The 14,471-nt window shown below is 59.0% G+C and carries 13 protein-coding genes and 1 pseudogene; 3 read left to right on the top strand and 11 right to left on the bottom strand.

The annotated features are described in order from the left end of the window. Positions 1 to 47: 47 nt before the first annotated feature. Positions 48 to 542 carry a nucleoside 2-deoxyribosyltransferase gene (locus tag JL015_RS05175; RefSeq protein WP_201017700.1) on the top strand — a complete coding sequence of 165 codons (495 nt, stop codon included), beginning with the start codon at positions 48 to 50 and terminating at the stop codon, positions 540 to 542. A gap of 157 nt (positions 543 to 699) precedes the next feature. Here the strand turns inward: JL015_RS05175 and JL015_RS05180 are convergent, their stop codons facing one another. Together JL015_RS05180 and JL015_RS05185 are read right to left on the bottom strand one after the other, a co-directional pair. Then, positions 700 to 918, bottom strand: coding sequence for a hypothetical protein (locus JL015_RS05180; protein WP_201017701.1), 219 nt, complete (start codon positions 916 to 918; stop codon positions 700 to 702). A 96-nt stretch (positions 919 to 1,014) separates the two neighbouring features. Then, positions 1,015 to 1,917: a LysR family transcriptional regulator gene (locus JL015_RS05185; RefSeq protein ID WP_201017702.1), complete on the bottom strand. Its 903-nt coding sequence runs from the start codon at positions 1,915 to 1,917 to the stop codon at positions 1,015 to 1,017. Between the two features lie 121 nt (positions 1,918 to 2,038). Between JL015_RS05185 and JL015_RS05190 the strand changes: the two genes are divergently transcribed. Next, positions 2,039 to 3,127: an AbrB family transcriptional regulator gene (locus JL015_RS05190; protein ID WP_201017703.1), complete on the top strand. Its 1,089-nt coding sequence runs from the start codon at positions 2,039 to 2,041 to the stop codon at positions 3,125 to 3,127. Positions 3,128 to 3,133: 6 nt separating this feature from the next. Here JL015_RS05190 and JL015_RS05195 read toward each other — a convergent pair whose 3' ends face one another. The 7 genes and pseudogenes from JL015_RS05195 to JL015_RS05220 form a co-directional block, all read right to left on the bottom strand. Further along, positions 3,134 to 4,378: a D-mannose isomerase gene (locus JL015_RS05195; protein ID WP_201017704.1), complete on the bottom strand. Its 1,245-nt coding sequence runs from the start codon at positions 4,376 to 4,378 to the stop codon at positions 3,134 to 3,136. A 110-nt stretch (positions 4,379 to 4,488) separates the two neighbouring features. Continuing rightward, the gene (locus JL015_RS28220) at positions 4,489 to 5,352 is read right to left on the bottom strand and encodes a methyl-accepting chemotaxis protein (protein WP_445177099.1); all 864 of its coding nucleotides are present in this window, start codon (positions 5,350 to 5,352) and stop codon (positions 4,489 to 4,491) included. Continuing rightward, positions 5,347 to 6,114: pseudogene (locus tag JL015_RS28225) on the bottom strand (MCP four helix bundle domain-containing protein); the annotation flags it as partial. The pseudogene JL015_RS28225 and the gene JL015_RS28220, both read right to left, overlap by 6 nt. Before the next feature lie 193 nt (positions 6,115 to 6,307). After that, on the bottom strand, positions 6,308 to 7,177 hold the full coding sequence (locus JL015_RS05205) for a sugar phosphate isomerase/epimerase family protein (RefSeq protein WP_201017705.1): 870 nt from the start codon (positions 7,175 to 7,177) through the stop codon (positions 6,308 to 6,310). A 30-nt stretch (positions 7,178 to 7,207) separates the two neighbouring features. Beyond that, positions 7,208 to 8,443 carry an MFS transporter gene (locus JL015_RS05210; protein ID WP_201017706.1) on the bottom strand — a complete coding sequence of 412 codons (1,236 nt, stop codon included), beginning with the start codon at positions 8,441 to 8,443 and terminating at the stop codon, positions 7,208 to 7,210. Between the two features lie 55 nt (positions 8,444 to 8,498). Next, a complete protein-coding gene (locus JL015_RS05215; RefSeq protein ID WP_201017707.1) occupies positions 8,499 to 9,575 on the bottom strand; it encodes a sugar phosphate isomerase/epimerase family protein in 1,077 nt (358 codons plus the stop codon). Beyond that, positions 9,572 to 10,750, bottom strand: coding sequence for a Gfo/Idh/MocA family protein (locus JL015_RS05220; protein WP_201017708.1), 1,179 nt, complete (start codon positions 10,748 to 10,750; stop codon positions 9,572 to 9,574). Before JL015_RS05220 ends, JL015_RS05215 begins: the two co-directional genes overlap by 4 nt. A 187-nt stretch (positions 10,751 to 10,937) precedes the next feature. On the opposite strand from JL015_RS05220, the gene JL015_RS05225 reads away from it, so the two are divergent. Further along, entirely contained in the window at positions 10,938 to 11,948 is a 1,011-nt protein-coding gene (locus JL015_RS05225) for a LacI family DNA-binding transcriptional regulator (RefSeq protein ID WP_201017709.1), read from the top strand. A 130-nt stretch (positions 11,949 to 12,078) separates the two neighbouring features. On the opposite strand, the gene JL015_RS05230 is transcribed toward JL015_RS05225, so the two are convergent. Both JL015_RS05230 and JL015_RS05235 read right to left on the bottom strand, forming a co-directional pair. Next, entirely contained in the window at positions 12,079 to 13,215 is a 1,137-nt protein-coding gene (locus tag JL015_RS05230) for a glycerate kinase (protein ID WP_201017710.1), read from the bottom strand. Positions 13,216 to 13,327: 112 nt separating this feature from the next. Then, a complete protein-coding gene (locus tag JL015_RS05235; RefSeq protein ID WP_201017711.1) occupies positions 13,328 to 14,419 on the bottom strand; it encodes a sugar diacid recognition domain-containing protein in 1,092 nt (363 codons plus the stop codon). Positions 14,420 to 14,471: the final 52 nt, after the last annotated feature.

Here is a 14,471-nt window from a genome sequence, read left to right on the forward strand (position 1 = left end):
AAAGGCCTGCGGGCCGTAAGATCGACTTTTTTGACAAAGGAGCAGATATGCAAGCGCCGCTGGTTTACCTCGCAGGTTTTGATGTGTTCCGCCAGGACGCCATCGAACATGGCCGCTATCTGAAAGCCTTGTGTGCCAGCCACGGCCTTGAGGGCCTGTACCCGTTCGACAATGAAGTGCCATCCGGCCTCTCCCCTCACGACACGGCGCAACTGATCTGCACAATGAACATCGCAATGATCCAGCGCTGCACGGCGGTGCTCGCCAACCTCAATGTCTTTCGCGGCCTGGAACCCGACTCCGGCACCGCTTTCGAGGTCGGCATGGCGGTGGCGCTGAACAAGCCGGTCTGGGGATATTTCGAGCCTGTGGCATCCTTGCTCGAACTGGTGCCTCACGATGAAAACGGCTTCGACAGCCAGGGTTTTATCGTGGAAGACTTCAACCTGCCCCGCAACCTGATGCTCGCCTGCACCTGGGCGGGAAACAGCCCGAGTGCGGAGTCAGGCGTCGAAGCATTGGCCCGGTATCTGGCACAGTAGGCGTAATGCCGATCAGTCAAGGTAGGCATGTCACTTGTGGGAGGGGCCTTGGCCGCGACGGCCTGCTGACAGGCAACACATTTTCAGTATCTTCACACATGCTGTCGCGGCCACGGCCCCTCTCACGGATTGCGAATCAGAGTAGGTAAAATCAGGCTCACCCCAATGTCGCTGATCCGATATCGCCCGTGATCGTCGGATCAAGCTTGTCGGCATCGACAAAATCATCAAGGCCCAGGATATCCAGGTCCAGATACCCTTCCGGGTCATTGTCTTCATCGGCATCGGCATCGTTCAAAGGCGACTGGTCACCGCCAAAATGCTGTGCCGGACGGGGAAACAGAGAGAGGTCCGGTGAATGTGAAAATGTCTGCATCGCTGTCGGGCTCCTGTTTTATCTCATGAAATCAGACACGTCCTACGCATCTGCATAACCACAGGCTAACGCAGCCGCGGATAAAAGCGCAAAACCTCAGGCCCAGCTCACAAAATCGCCTCCGTTATCACGCAACATCTGCAACATGCTCTGGGCCGCCGGAGACAGATACCCCCCTCTGCGCATCGTCACGCCGATGGTGCGTTTCATCGTGGTCTGTTCCAGGCGCACTTCGCGAAGATGCTGCATGTTCTTGCCAAACTCCAGCGATTCCCGGGCAATAAAACTCAGCAGGTTGCTTTGGGCAATCAGCCCCGGCAGCAGGGAAATCGAATTCGCCTCGATCTGCACCACAGGCAGCGGCAAACCATGGGCAGCAAAGGTTGCATCCAGCCATTTGCGCGAGGACACGCCTATGGGCGGCAACACCCAGCGATAGGCCGTCAAGTCGCTCATCTGCATGGGCGCCTTGAAAATCGGGTGATGCTCGCTGGCAATGACCACCGCCTCGTCCTTGAGAATCGGGAAACTGGTGACCTGTTCGTCATCAGGAATCAACGAGCAGATAATCATGTCCAGTTGCCCCGAACGCAGGGATTCACTGAGCAGGTCATCCTGTCCGACCACCAGCTTGAAGGTCACGTCCGGTGCCCGTTGCAGCAGGGCCGATGTCAGTTTGGGCATCAGGTATTCGGCCATGGTAGCGGCACACCCCACGCGGATATTACCGACCATGCCACTGGCGAAATCCCGGACCTCGCGCTGGGTCTGGGCAATGCTCTGCTGCAACTCCTTGCCACGGGCCTGCAACAGTTCGCCGACCGGCGTCAGCTTGATGCGTCGCCCGTCACGCTGGAACAGCCGTGTACCAAAAGACTCCTCAAGGCGCTGGATGCTTTTGGTCAGTGCTGGCTGGCTGCGATTGAGCTTTTCGGCAGCGCGGCCCAGATGGCCCAGTTCGGCGATGGTGTCGAAATAAGTGAGGTCCCGCAGGTCCATATCTATCAACCAAAGTTATCAATTCATGATTATTAGAAAATAGACTTGATTGATTAGAGTGTCGATACTCTCCCTGTCCGATCAGCTCCTGACCGGCCAGCCAAAGTCTGGGAGAACCTCCTTGCCACGTGCTTCAAGCCTGTCGTTATCCACGCTGTCTCCTCTGGCCCAATGGGCAAGCCTGCTGCTGATTGCAGGCACCTTCGGGCAACTCCTCAAATTCCTGAATGTTCCCGCAGCACTGTTTCTGGGGCCGATGCTGGTAGCCATTGGCTTCGGCGTCTCAGGCGCAACCATTCGCATGAATAAAAAGCTCTTCCAGCTGGGCCAGGGCGCGGTGGGTGTGTTGATCGCCCATGCCATGACCATGGGCGTGCTGATCACCGCCATGCAGTCCTGGCATGTGATGTTATTCGCCACGCTCCTGACCGTCATACTCAGCGCAGTGGTCGGGCTGGTGCTGGTGCGCTTTGCCGGCATCCCCAGCAACACGGCCGCCTGGGGAACCTCGCCGGGCGCGGCATCGGCGATGGTGGCCATGTCCGAAGACTATGGCGCCGACTCACGGGTGGTCGCCACCATGCAATATGTGCGCGTCGTGTGTGTCGTGGTGGTCGGGTCACTGGTCAGCCGCTTCATGGGCGCGCCTGACAGCGGCGCCGATCTGCACAGTAGCGAAGTCGCGCTGCAAAGCATGAATCTTCTGGACCTTGGGCTGAGCCTCGGGGTCATCGTGATCGGTGTGCTGCTGGGTTCTAGAATGCCGGCCGGCGCCTTGCTGGTGCCGCTGGTGCTCGGCGGTGCCCTGCAATTGAGCGGCCTGCTGCAGATCACCATACCCACCTGGCTGCTGGCCATGGGGTATGGCGCCATTGGTTGCTACATCGGCTTGCGCTTTGACCGAGACACCATCAGCTACGTCTGGCGACGCCTGCCAATGATGATCTTCGCCTCGATGCTGCTGATCGTGCTGTGCGCCCTTTCAGCCTGGTTGATTGCAGCAATGCTGGGCAAGGACTACCTCTCGGTCTACCTGGCCACCAGCCCCGGCGGCCTGGATGCGATGGCGATCATTGCCATCGACACCCACGCCGACGTTGGCTTTGTACTGGCGATGCAGACCCTGCGCCTGTTCGGGGTGATCCTGACCGGCAGTTTCCTGGCCCGCCAGATCATCCGCCTGACCGACAAGCGTCTGCCGGCGCACTGACGCCGGTCAGTCCATACCCGACAGCGCACTGGCCAGGCTTGGCGCCAGGGGCAATACCGGCAGCAGAGTGGCCTGATAGGCGTGATACAGGTCCGGCTTGCCCGGCCAGATGTCCGCGCTGGGCACATTCTGTTCGTTGAGTTCATGACGCCAGCTACCGTGTTCATGGTCGATGAACAGGGTTTCGTTGAACTCCCAGAAGCGGCGGTACCAATCCTCGTAGTGTTTTTCGCCGGTGCGTTGCAGCAACGCGGCAGCTGCGGCCGCCGCTTCGCAATGAGTCCAGTGCAGACGATGACGCACGACCGGGCGGTTTTCCCAGTCCAGGGTGTAGACAATGCCCGGCGCGCCATCGACATCCCAGCCATGTTGACAGGCATTGGCAAACAACTGGCGGGCATCGCTCAGCAGCCAGTCCGGTGTCGCACGGCCTGCGCGCTTGAGTGCGGCCTCCAGATGCAGGACCAGACGCGCCCACTCGAAGGCATGCCCCGGCGTGGTGCCGAAAGGCCGGAAACCGTCTGCGGGATTGTCGCGGTTGTAGTCGGGCAAAGGCTGCCAGGACTGGCTGAAATGCTCGACGACCGTGAAGCCATTGGTCGCTGCATGCTGGTGGATGATGCGCTCGACGATACTCAGCGCACGATCAAGCCATTGCACGTCACCGGTGACGTCCGCCAGGGCCAGAAAGGCTTCAGTACTGTGCATATTGCTGTTGGCGCCACGATAGGCTTCTTCGCTCTGCCAGTCCCGGGCAAAGGACTCGCGCATGGCACCTTCTTCGTCGCTCCAGAAACGGGTCTTGATAACCTGGATCGCATCGGACAGCAGCGCTTGTGCGCCCTCGCGCCCCGCCACCACCGCCGAGCTGGCAGCCAGAGCGACAAAGGCATGCAGGTACGCCTGTTTGTCCGTCTTGCCGCCCTCTTCCAGCGCAGCGCTGAACCAGCCGCCGTGCTCGGCATCACGCAAGGGGCCGCTGAGGGCTGCGATGCCATGATCCACCAGCGCAGCGCAGCCGGGAATACCCTGAACGTGGGCCATGGCGAAACTGTGGGTCATGCGGGCGGTGTTCATGGTCTGGGCCGTGGCGCCGACCATAAGCCGACCATAGCCATCAAGGCTGCCGAAGCCGTTTTCCAGCTTCGAGGCCTTGGCGAAGGTCAGCAGGCGAGTACCTTCCTGCGCCAGCCATTGATGATGACGTTGCGAAAGCAGCCAACTGCTGAAGTTGTAGTTGTTATTGTCCATGACGCGATGCCGCCTCCAACGATAAGAAATTTACCGGTGGTCTTTCCGACCGTGGGCAATCATGCGCGCCACGGTCGGTCAGCGGCAAGCGGACCTGTAAAGGTTCTGCTTCAGACCTTGAAGTTGGACACGACCTGATTCAGGTCGGCAGCCAGGCGCGACAGCTCATGGCTGGAGGCGCTGATCTGGTTCGCGCCCTGAGTCGACTGCATGGACAGGTCGCGGATATTGACAATATTGCGGTCCACTTCACGGGCCACCTGGGCCTGTTCTTCAGCAGCGCTGGCGATCACCAGGTTGCGTTCGGAGATCTGATTGATCGACGAAGTGATTTCGCTCAGGGACTCACCCGCACCTTGAGCCAGCGACAGCGTGGAATCTGCACGGTCGCGGCTGGTCATCATCGACTCCAGGGCCTGTGCCGAACCATTACGCATGGCGCTGACCATGGTGTCGATTTCCAGGGTCGACTGCTGGGTACGATGAGCCAGTGCCCGCACCTCATCAGCCACCACCGCGAAACCACGACCGGACTCACCGGCCCGCGCAGCTTCGATGGCCGCGTTGAGCGCCAGCAGGTTGGTCTGTTCGGCGATGGAGCGGATCACATCCAGCACCTTGCCGATGTCCTGGGATTGATCGGCCAGGTTCTGGACCAGTGCCGAAGTGGCCTGCACGTTGGTGGTCAGGGTCTGGATCGACTGGACGGTCTCGATCACCCGCGCCTGTCCGGCCTTGGCCGAGGTACTGGAATGGTTGGAAGCATCGGAGGTGGACACTGCGTTGCGTGCCACTTCTTCGACAGCCGAGGTCATTTCGTTGATGGCCGTGGCAGCCTGATCGATCTCGGCGTTCTGTTGATTCAGGCCGCGATAGCTGTCTTCAGTGACCGAGTTGAGTTCGGTAGCAGCGGATGCCAACTGAGTGGCGGAGCTGCTGATATTGCGCATGGCCAGACGCAGGTTGGCTTGCATCTGCTCCAGCGCACGCAGCAGGCGAGTGACTTCATCGCTGCCATCAACCACGATGTCATGGGTCAGATCACCCTTGGCCACATGTTCGGCGGCAGACACTGCACTCTCCAGCGGCCTGACGATACTGCGGGTCAGCAACAGAGCCAGACCAATAGTGCCCAGAGCGGCAAGGATCACGAACGCAATCACGATATTGCGTGACTGGTCATATTGAATCTCGGCGGCCTTGCCTTCGGCATCGACCTTCTGGTTGTAGAACTCACCCATGTCGCTCAGTTGTTTGCCCGAGCCATCGACAATGGTTTTCATATCGACCAGCAGCAGCTTGTTCAAGCCGGCGCTGTCATTCTGGCCAGCGAGCACAAATGAGCGCTCCAGGGCTTTCTGATATTCAGCCAGGCTGACGCGGAACTGGTCGGCGAGGGCCTTTTCTTCCGGGGTATCGACAAACTTGTCGAGGATATCGAGCTTCTTGGCCAGATCCTGATTACGCACGTCCATCTGACTGCGATAGGTAGGAATATTCTTCGGGTCCGGGTCCAGAGCCATACGCAGGGAAATCGTACGAATACGCAGCATGGTTTCACGAATGTCGTTGACTACGCGCATGCTAGGCAGCCAATTGGTCTCAACCGCAATCTCGCTTTGGCGAATCGCAGACATCTGTACCAGAGCGAACCAACCCAACAACGCAACCAGCAGGGAAATCAGGGTAAAACCCAGGCCCGCACGGCGAGCGATAGTCAATTTGCGTAAGTTCATGGCGAGGACTCTTATATTTTGAAAGGCAGTTTTGCAGCAGCGTTGTCAGACAACCACCTAACATATCGACGTGCCATGACGCTTCTTGAGAGCCGGGCGACATCATTTTTCAAACAGCCACAACACTATTTACGTCAATGACATTGTTGCGACGGAGCCTGTCGCCCACAGACTCCGCCCCGGTTTTATACCTTCACTTGCTGGAAGCCCGCTCAGCAGCCAACTCGGCAAGCAGGTTTTGTCTTGCGGTCGTGATGATCGCTGCCGGGTCCTTTGGCAGATCATGTTCGACGATATAGAGAGGTCTATCGGTGCGCTCATAAGCGGGAATGATTTCTTTCCAGCTCAACAACCCTTCACCCAAGGGTGCGAAGTTCATTTCGTCGTCACGCACTCCGATTCCGGAGTTGTCCTTGGCATGGATGGCAAACAGTCGACCGGCATATTGTCTGATAAAACGGGCCGGATCGTGGCCGCCGCGATAAATCCAGGCCACATCGACTTCAAGCAAAAGGTTCTCGGGCCTTGTAGAACTGACCAGCCACTCAAAGGCGGTTTTGCCCTGGTACTTTTTCATTTCAAAGTCGTGGTTATGGTATGCCAGCTTCATGCCGTACTCGCGCAGCCTGGCACCCAGACGATCCAGCTCCCCACCCAGCTTGCGCCAACCTGCTGCATCGACTGGCCGGTCGGCCGGATCAAGCCAGGGCAGCACCAGAACCTTGTTGCCAATGGTCTGATTGAAAGCAATGGTGGCCGGAAGATTGTTGCGCAAGGTTGCCAGCTGTTCGTGGGAAGAGACCACGTTCAACTGATACTTATCCAGCAGAAACTTGAGTTCATTGGCTGTAACACCCTGGTTACCCACGACCTCGACCGAGCGAAAGCCTGCACTTTTTGCCATCGCCAATTGCTGCTCAAGCGTACCGGCATTGCGCAGCGTATACATTTGCAGGGCAATCGGGCTGGTTGCACTTGAAGGCGGCGCAGCCATCGCTGCGCTTCCTCCAGATACGACCCCGATAAATAGTGCAGACAGTGCGGCAGACTTCATGAAACCCATGGCAACTTCCTTTATTGGTTATTGGTATATTCACGACTTGGAAAGCGCAATACCGGCAGGTCGCGAATCGCGAAACGCCAGCAGAAAGACCAGCACGACACCGAGTGAAAAGGTCGCAGGGAATAACCAGATGCTGCGCCATAGATGCCCCTCGGGGCCTGCGTAATAATCGGAGACATGCCCGGCAACCCAGAAGCCGATCAGCATTCCCACGCCGTAGGTGGCCAGGGTAATAAGCCCTTGGGCAGAACTTCTGAAGCGTTCCGAGGCTTTGGCGTCGGTATAGATCTGGCCCGAGACAAAGAAGAAGTCATAACAGATGCCATGCAAGGCGATGCCCGCGAAGAGCATGAAAGCCAGGTCGCCATTATTGCCGTAAGCGAAGAGCAGATAACGCAACGCCCAGGCCAGCATCCCCACCAACAAGGCAATCTTGATACCGAAGCGGTGAATGAAGAGCGGCAACAGCAGCATGAACACCACTTCGGAAACCTGACCCACAGCCATTTTCGCCGTGGGGTTGGCCACACCGATTTCCGCCAGAAACGTATTGGCGTTCTGGTAATAAAAAGCCAGCGGAATGCAGATCAGGATCGAAGCGATAAAGAACACCAGATAACTGCGGTCCTTCAACAGACCCAAGGCATCAAGCCCGAGCAACTGCCTGAAACCGTCACGGCGCGAGTCGGACTTCTGCGAGGGCGTACCTGGCAAGGTAAAGCTGTAGAGCCCCAGTACAAGAGACGCAATGGATGACATCAGGAAGGTGCTACGCAGAGCACCGGACGAAATGGCGGCCTGGGAGTCCCAGGCAAATACAAAGCTGATCACCACGCCAGCCACGATCCAGCCGATGGTTCCCCAGACGCGGATACGGGCAAATTCCAGTGCCGGGTCTTTCATCTGCCGGAACGCCACCGAGTTCACCAGGGCCAGGGTCGGCATGTAAATGATCATGTAGCCCAGCAGGTACGGATAGAACTGGCTGAAGTCAGGCGCACGATACAGTTGATACAACAACACCGCGCCCAGCAGGTGCAGCACGGCAAGGATACGTTCTGCGTTGAAATAGCGGTCGGCGATCAGGCCGATGACAAAGGGCGCGATAATCGCGCCCCATGATTGTGTAGAAAATGCCATCCCGACCTGGCTGCCGCTGGCATCCAGGCTGGTGGAGAGAAAAGTACCCAGAGTGACGAACCATCCTCCCCAGATAAAGAACTGCAGGAACATCATTGTGCTAAGACGCACAGTCATATTGGTCATAACAGTCACCGTTTTATTTTTATAGCGGTAAACAGCATTGAGTTCAGGTGTAGGTTCAGGCGTCGGGTGGCAACCCCAATAACCGCCGATTGGATCGCTCATCGGCGGCCACGCTGGCGAAATCGTCGAATGCCTTCTGTGTCTTGGTGATCATGTGCTGGCGAATGAATTCGGCACCTTCAGCGGCACCCTGTACGGAGTCCTTGAGGCAGCACTCCCACTCCAGCACGGCCCAGCCTGAAAAATCGTATTGCGTCAGTTTGCTGAAGATGGATTTGAAATCGATCTGTCCATCACCCAGAGAGCGAAAGCGGCCCGCACGCTCGACCCAGCCCTGATAGCCCCCGTAAACACCAGAGCGGGCGTCGGGACGAAACTCTGCATCCTTGACGTGGAACATGCGAATCCGGTCGTGATAGCGGTCTATGAAGCCCAGGTAGTCCATTTGCTGAAGCAGCAGATGGCTGGGGTCATACAGAATCGTCGCCCGTGGATGGTGATCGACGGCCTGGAGAAAACGCTCGAACGAAGCGCCATCGTGCAGGTCTTCGCCGGGATGAATCTCGTAGCAAAGGTCGACGCCCGCCTCATCGAAGCAATCGAGGATCGGCAACCAGCGTTTCGCCAGCTCGGCAAAGCCCTGCTCCACCAGACCGCTGGGGCGTTGCGGCCAGGGATAGACATAAGGCCACAGCAACGCGCCGGAAAAAGTCGCGTGCGCCGTCAGCCCAAGACGCTGACTGGCCCGTGCGGCCAGCTTCAATTGGTCGATTGCCCATTCGGTACGGGCTTGTGGCTTCCCGCGCAGGTGAGCCGGTGCAAAGTCATCGAACAGCGTGTCGAAGGCCGGATGCACGGCCACCAACTGGCCTTGCAAGTGCGTCGACAGTTCACTGATCTCGACCCCGGCCTCGGCGCAGACGGCTTTCAACTCATCGCAATAACTCTGGCTTTCGGCGGCGCGTGCCAGATCGATGTACTGCGTGCCGAGCGTCGGCAACTGAATCGCTTTGTAACCCTGGGACGCAGCCCAGCGGGCAATATTGGCCAGCGTGTCGAACGGTGCGTCCGAGGAGATTAACTGAGCGAGAAAAATGCCCGGCCCACGCAAGCGTGTGGATGCCTGACTCATGACTGTGCTCCTTGGGTGCAGACCAGTCCGGTCCACTTGGCGTCGCCGCGATGGCTGGCGATCACGGTTTCGATAAAGGCCATGCCGCGCAACCCGACGTCGATGCCAGGCACACCGGCGGCATCGTTGCCGGTGATATCGGCACGAATGGCAGTGGCGAAATCACCATAGAGGTTGGCCATGGCTTCTAGATAGCCTTCGGGATGTCCTGCGGGTAAACGCATGCGCTGACTGGCGGCGTCGCACAACCAGGGCTGGCCGAGGCCCGAACGCAAGATGCTTAAAGGCTGATCGAGAGAACGATGAATGAGGCTGGCGGGCTCTTCCTGACGCCATTCCAGACCACCCTTGCTGCCGTAGAGGCGGATCTTGAGCGGGTTCTCTTCACCGGCGCAGACCTGGCTGGCAATCAGCACGCCGCTGGCGCCTTCGGCCATCTTGAACAGCATCGAGGCATCATCGTCCAGTTGCCGGCCTTCGATGTGTACACCCAGCATCGCGCACAACTGCACAATCGACTGACCCGCCACGAATTCCGCCAGGGAAAAGGCATGGGTGCCTATATCGCCAATGCAACCGCCTGCTCCGGACTGCTCGGGCCGGTCTCGCCAGTCGGCCTGCTTGTTGCCCTGCCCCGCGACATCCTGGCTGAGCCAGCCCTGGGGGTACTCGACAATGACCTTGCGCAGTTCGCCGATCACGCCGCTGCGCACCATCTCGCGGGCCTGCCAGACCATCGGATAACCCAGATAAGTGTGGGCCAGGCCATAAAGACGATTGCTGCGACCGACAACGTCTTTCAAGGCCAGCAACTCGGCCAGATTCAACGCTGCGGGCTTTTCGCTGAACACATGAAACCCCGCGCTCAGCGCCTGGCTGGCAATGGGTGCATGCAGATGATTGGGGGTGACGATCACCAGCAACTCCATGCGCTGGCCTGCCGGTAGCGCACGCTCGGCTTCGAGCATGTGCTGCCAGTCGTCGTAGCAGCGTGCCCCTGGCAAACCCAGCGCCGCGCCTGTGTTGCGATTGTTTTGTGCATCCCGGCTGAACGCGCCGCACACCAGCTCATAGCGCCCATCGAGCCACGCGGCCTGACGGTGAGCCTTGGCAATGAACGCGCCCTCACCTCCGCCGACAAACCCCATTCTTATTTTTGGAATTGCTGCATTCATCGCGAACCTTCTCTGTTTGAAGCAAGGCCAAGCCCAGGTTTTACAGAAATGTAACCGGTTACATCGTGGCGAGAAGTTATCCCCTCCCATGTCGGGTGTCAAACCCCGAATCGGGGTCCGGGAAGTTTTCTGAACACGACCAACCTGCGGTAAGCTCGCAGGCCACACAGCTTGAAACGAGGTGGTTTTGTCCAATATCCGTGAAGTGGCCCGCCTGGCAGGCGTCTCGGTAGCCACCGTGTCCCGAACGCTCAAATCCCCCGAGCGCGTGCTCCCCGAGACTCGCGACAAGGTCAATGCCGCCGTGGAACAGGCCGGTTATCGCCCCAACCTCATGGCAGTGCAGTTTCGTTCTCGCAAGACTGCCAATCTGGTCATTCTGGTGCCGACCATCTCCAACACCTTCTTTGCCCGGGTGATCAGCGGCGCTCAACAAGCCGCCCAGGCTGCCGGTTATCGACTGCTGCTGTGTGATACCCAGGGACGCGAGGAAATCGAACGGACATTCGCCGAGCTGGTTTATGCCCATCAGGCAGATGGCGTGATTCAACTGCGCGCTTACGATCCTTATGACACGCCCTGCTCCAGCGCCGACTTGCCGCCTATCGTCAACGCCTGCGAAGTGATCAGGGATGGCCGCCATCCCACCATCAGCCTGGATAATCATGCGGCGGCCAAAGCCATGACCGAGCACCTGATCGCCCTGGGACATCGCCGAATCGGCCTGATCAAAGGCCCCAGAAGCAGCCCGCTGACCCGCGACCGCGTGGCCGGCTACCTTGACGCTCTGGAACAGGCCGGCATCGACTTCGACCCCACGCTGATCTGCCACGGCAACTTCAGCCTCAAAGCCGGCTATGACGGTGCGAGCGCCATACTGGAGTTACCCGAACGGCCCACCGCGCTCTTCTGCGAAAACGATGAAATGGCCATCGGCGCACTGAAACGCATCAAGGAACAAGGCTTGCGCGTGCCTGAAGACCTTTCACTGGTAGGCTTCGACGACATTCCGCTGGCGGCCTATTGCGACCCGCCCCTGACCACCATCGCCCAGCCTGCCGAAGCGTTCGGTCAGACTGCCGTCGAGATGCTGATCGCACTGATTGAAAAGAAGCCCATTGAACAGCGCCATATCGTACTGCCGTTTGAATTGACGTTACGTAACAGCACGGCTGCGCCTGGTTTCAGTGGTGATTAAAGATGAATACGATCAAAGTGGAAGAGGCCTTGGCCGCGACGACTTGCTTACAGACAGCACATTTTCAGCGCACTTCAACATGCTGTCGCGGCCAAGGCCCCTCCCACGGATTATGGCCGTAACATGCAGTTCAAGACCCCGCCAGACGCCAGACCCGCGCCAGATCCCGCGCCCGGTCATGCAGCAGGCTTGCGGCATTGCGGCAGGCTTCGTCCAGGGTCATAGGGCCGTTGGCCAGGGCAAACGCGGCGCTGATGCCGTGTTCGTACAAGCGCTCATAGCCCTCGCCCAGGGTGCCGGCCAGCACGACTACCGGCACATGATGACGGGCGGCAACCCTGGCAACACCAAAGGGCGTCTTGCCGCGCAGGGTCTGGGCATCGAAGCGCCCTTCCCCGGTAATCACCAGATCAGCCCCCACCAGCGACTGTTCGAGACCGGTGAGATCGGCGACCACTTCCACACCCGCCCGGAATGAAGCCTTGAGATAGGCCTTGGCAGCAAAACCCATGCCGCCAGCGGCACCGCTGCCGGGGCTGTCACGCAGATCCTGACCGACAGCTTGCACGGACAGATCGGCAAAATGCCCGAGGGCTGTATCCAGCGCCAGCACCTGTTCAGGAGATGCGCCTTTCTGTGGGCCGAAAATATGCGATGCACCGTTCGGGCCGCACAACGGGTTGTCCACATCGGCGGCGATTTCAAAGCGTACATCGGACAGACGCGGATCAAACCCTCTCAGATCGACGCGAGCCAGTTGCGCCAATGCCAGGCCGCCCGGTGCCAACGGCTGATCGTTGCCATCAAAAAAGCGAGCACCGAGCGCCGATAGCATGCCAGTGCCTGCATCGTTGGTCGCACTGCCGCCAATGGCCAGGATCACACGCTGCGCTCCGGCATCCAGCGCGGCGGCAATCAACTGGCCAGTGCCGTAAGTCGTGGTGATGCAGGCGTTACGTTGTTCGAGGGTCAGTAATTGCAGGCCGCTGGCCATGGCCATTTCGATAATCGCGGTGCGGCTGTGGGGCAGCCAGCCCCAATGGGCCTGAACCGGGCTTTCCAGAGGCCCGCGGACTTCAGCGCTCATCAATTGCCCGTTGCAGGCGGCCAATACGGCTTCGATGGTGCCTTCGCCACCGTCGGCCATCGGGCATTCGATCAGTTCGGCAGTCGGCCAGACTTCGGCGAGGCCGCTGGCAATGGCAGTAGCGACAGCCTGGGCACTGAGGCTGTCCTTGAAAGAGTCGGGTGCGATGACGATTTTCATTGTTGTTCTCCATATCCGATGCAGGGATGTTCTCACTCCGCCATGGATTTTCCGCCTGCCCTTCGCACAATGATTCTCAAAGGTTATCGGTCATTTGAACAAAAATTCGCGCTCAACCAGACCTTGGCGTCATTTGTACACCCAGGTATAAACGCAACAAATCATCCGTCTTGTAAGGGTCGCACCCGGTAAGCTCGGCAATCTTCTCCAGCCTGTAGCGCAGGCTGTTGCGATGGATGCCCAAGGCTTCGGCGCACGCCTGACTCTCACCGCTGTACTCGAACCAGCTGCACAGGGTTTCCAGCAATTGACCATGATTGTGCAAACGGCCAATCGGCTCGGCGACTTCCCGGGCCAGCCAGTCGTGCCGATGACGCCAGAACAGCACCGGCAGACGATAAGCCCCCAGACGTAGCAGACGCTGATCGGGGCGCGACTGACTGGCGTAATCCAGCAGATCCTGCGCAGCGATGCAGGCATGGCGCAAGGCAGGCAGATCGGCCGATGGCTCGGCGGTGGCCATGCGTAGCACCGGCCAGCCATGTTCGTCGAACTGCTTGAGCAGCAAGGCATCGTCCCGATCCTTGCCCTGCGCCCGGCACCAGTACAAGAGCGTCGGCTCGCGCATCACACACCAACTGTCGGCGTAGCGGCCATTGAGCCAGGCCACCAGTTGGCTCGCTGTGGAAGTCTGCTCGGCCAGACGGATCAACACCGCCTGACGCGGCAAGTGAGGTTGCAGGCCCAGTTGTCGGGCTTCATCCACCAGGCTTTCCGGGCAATCCTGCAACAGTAGCCGGGCCAGCAGGTCTTCACTGCGCTGCAAACGCCACTGGCGATCAGCCTGCTGACGACGGTGCTCCATCAGCATCTCGGCAGTCATGCGCACCAGTTCGCCGTAGACCCGAACCTCGTCCGGCTCCCCCGTAATGCCGAGCACGCCGACCAGTTTGTGGTCGAGCATCAGTGGCAGGTTCACGCCAGGTTTGACGCCGCCCAGATGCAGTGCCGCCTGGGAATCGATCTCCACCACCCGACTGTTGGCCAGTACCAGTTGCGCCCCTTCATGCCGGGTACACAAACGCTCGGGATCGCCACTGCCGATGATGATGCCCAGATAGTCCATGACATTGACGTTGTACGGGAGAATCGCCATGGCCCGGTCGACAATGTCCTGAGCCAGCACTCGATCAAGGGCGAACATGGAGGGAAACCTGCTGTGGGAAAGGCTTTGACTGGATAGACATGGGATACAT

The sequence above is a fragment of the Pseudomonas cichorii genome, assembly GCF_015471405.1.
In the GTDB taxonomy this organism is placed as follows: domain Bacteria; phylum Pseudomonadota; class Gammaproteobacteria; order Pseudomonadales; family Pseudomonadaceae; genus Aquipseudomonas; species Aquipseudomonas serbiensis.

What these genes read in the sequence shown, in the direction of transcription:
- JL015_RS05205 (WP_201017705.1), bottom strand. Translation starts at nt 7,177, where the DNA reads ATGGGTTTCATGAAGTCTGCCGCACTGTCTGCACTATTTATCGGGGTC.
- JL015_RS05235 (WP_201017711.1), bottom strand. Translation starts at nt 14,419, where the DNA reads ATGTTCGCCCTTGATCGAGTGCTGGCTCAGGACATTGTCGACCGGGCC.
- JL015_RS05185 (WP_201017702.1), bottom strand. Translation starts at nt 1,917, where the DNA reads ATGGACCTGCGGGACCTCACTTATTTCGACACCATCGCCGAACTGGGC.
- JL015_RS05175 (WP_201017700.1), top strand. Translation starts at nt 48, where the DNA reads ATGCAAGCGCCGCTGGTTTACCTCGCAGGTTTTGATGTGTTCCGCCAG.
- JL015_RS05195 (WP_201017704.1), bottom strand. Translation starts at nt 4,378, where the DNA reads ATGGACAATAACAACTACAACTTCAGCAGTTGGCTGCTTTCGCAACGT.
- JL015_RS28220 (WP_445177099.1), bottom strand. Translation starts at nt 5,352, where the DNA reads ATGCAAGCCAACCTGCGTCTGGCCATGCGCAATATCAGCAGCTCCGCC.
- JL015_RS05180 (WP_201017701.1), bottom strand. Translation starts at nt 918, where the DNA reads ATGCAGACATTTTCACATTCACCGGACCTCTCTCTGTTTCCCCGTCCG.
- JL015_RS05220 (WP_201017708.1), bottom strand. Translation starts at nt 10,750, where the DNA reads ATGAATGCAGCAATTCCAAAAATAAGAATGGGGTTTGTCGGCGGAGGT.
- JL015_RS05215 (WP_201017707.1), bottom strand. Translation starts at nt 9,575, where the DNA reads ATGAGTCAGGCATCCACACGCTTGCGTGGGCCGGGCATTTTTCTCGCT.
- JL015_RS05210 (WP_201017706.1), bottom strand. Translation starts at nt 8,443, where the DNA reads ATGACCAATATGACTGTGCGTCTTAGCACAATGATGTTCCTGCAGTTC.
- JL015_RS05230 (WP_201017710.1), bottom strand. Translation starts at nt 13,215, where the DNA reads ATGAAAATCGTCATCGCACCCGACTCTTTCAAGGACAGCCTCAGTGCC.